At 46.6% G+C, this 2,037-nt stretch carries 1 protein-coding gene; it reads right to left on the reverse strand.

Annotated elements, in window-relative coordinates; translation table 11 throughout:
• Positions 1-311 precede the first annotated feature (311 nt).
• Positions 312-1,928, reverse strand: a complete 1,617-nt coding sequence (locus tag OCV61_RS18385) for a xylulokinase (protein ID WP_158422946.1) — start codon at positions 1,926-1,928, stop codon at positions 312-314.
• Positions 1,929-2,037: the final 109 nt, after the last annotated feature.

A 2,037-nucleotide genomic window follows, 5' to 3' on the forward strand; every position in this document is an offset into this window, starting at 1 on the left:
ATCGAAGAACAAGTGTTCTTTTTGCTTTTATGCAATTCATCTCCCACCTGTAGAGGAAGGAGAATTCTTGCTATATATTATGTTAAAAAAATGCAACCCCAAAAACAGAGTGCCAAAGCAATGCAATACATAAAATAAGCCTTGGTAAATGACAATAATAATAACTGCCCGAGGAACATCTGAAATCGAAGTCCTGATATATAACATATCCTTTGTGAATAATGCGGCCTGAACAAATAACTTCAAGTCGAGCAGATACTCACCACCTGAAAGAGGTGGGAGTCTTCTCGACTGAGATAAATCAATTACTTCTACTCCGTCCAGATATCGGAATCCACAGCAGCCCGTTCCACCGGAATGCCCTTCAGATACCGCTCCATGAAACGATTATATCCTTCTATACCTTCCGGATCCGGAGCAAGGGTGGTGCCCATATTCCCTGCAAATACCTTCTGGTCCAGGAAGTCCTCCAGTGTTTCACGCTCTTTCTTATGGATCAGGTAAGATGCCAGAACTGCAATTCCCCAGGCTCCTCCCTCTCCTGCTGTATCCATAACAGAAACCGGTGCTCCTACAGCATCTGCCAGGATCTGCTGGCCTACGCCCTTGGTCTTGAACAGCCCGCCATGACCCAAAAGACGACTCACCTTCACATCCTCCTTCTTGAAGAGGATATCCAGCCCTACACGCATAGCTCCCAGGCAGGTGTAAAGATTGGTGCGCATAAAATTCGCCAGGGTAAAATGGCTCTCCGGAGATCTTACAAACAAAGGCCGTCCTTCTTCAAATCCGGTCATATGTTCACCGGAATAGTAACAGTAAGACAGAAGTCCACCGCCGTCTTTGTCTCCCTCCAGAGCCTTTCTGTATAAGGTGCCATAAAGCTGGTTCATATCTACTTCCATCCCCATAGCCTGGGCAAACTCTTTGAAAATGCCCACCCATGCATTCAGATCTGTGGTGCAGTTATTAGAATGTGCCATAGCCACCGGATGACCGGATGGTGTAGCAACCATATCAATCTCCTTATAAGGGGCAGATAATTCCTTCTCCAGTACAATAGATGCAAATACAGAAGTACCTGCTGAAACATTCCCTGTACGCATAGCAACGCTGTTAGTGGCAACCATGCCAGTGCCTGCATCCCCTTCCGGCGGACACATAGGAATCCCGGCCTGCAATCTGCCGCTCACATCCAAAAGTCTTGCACCCTCTTCTGTCAGACAGCCAGCTTCCTGTCCTGCCACCAGACATCTAGGCATAATATCCCGAAGCTTCCAGCCAAATCCATATGGCTGGACCAGCTGATCAAACTGCTGGATCATGGTCTCATTATAATCCTTCGTCTCACAGTCTACCGGGAACATACCTGCCACATCCCCGATCCCAAGCACTCTTTGCCCGGTAAGCTTCCAGTGCACGTAAGCCTCAAGAGTAGTAATATAATCAATATCCTTTACATGAGGCTCGCCTTTCAGAATGGCCTGGTATAAATGAGCAATGCTCCATCTCTGGGGAACGTTATAATGAAAAAGCTCTGAAAGCTTCTCGCTGGCTTCCCCAGTAATATTATTGCGCCAGGTACGGAAAGGAACCAGCAGATTCCCCTCTTTATCAAAAGGCATATAACCATGCATCATGGCACTGATACCTATAGCACCTGTTCTGGTAAGCTCTGTCTCTGCACCATACTTCTCTTTAATGTCCATAAGAAGGCTCTGATAGCACCCCTGAAGCCCGCTCCATACATCCTCAAGACTGTAGGTCCATACTCCATGTTCATAACGATTCTCCCATTCATGTCCTCCGGATGCTATCGGCTCATTCTGTTCATTGATCAGCACAGCCTTGATCCTGGTAGACCCAAGCTCAATCCCAAGAGCAGTCCTGCCCTCCAGGATTGCCTGCCTGTTCTCTGCAATACTCATTATAAAATCCTCCCTTTTCCCTTTATAATCTCTCGGAATCTTCAGCCCAGTAAAATCAAGACTTTCAGATCCCTTTTTTTATAAAATCCCCCACTTTTTTGCAAAAATC

Source organism: Blautia ammoniilytica (genome assembly GCF_025566965.1).
Lineage (GTDB): Bacteria > Bacillota > Clostridia > Lachnospirales > Lachnospiraceae > Blautia_A > Blautia_A ammoniilytica.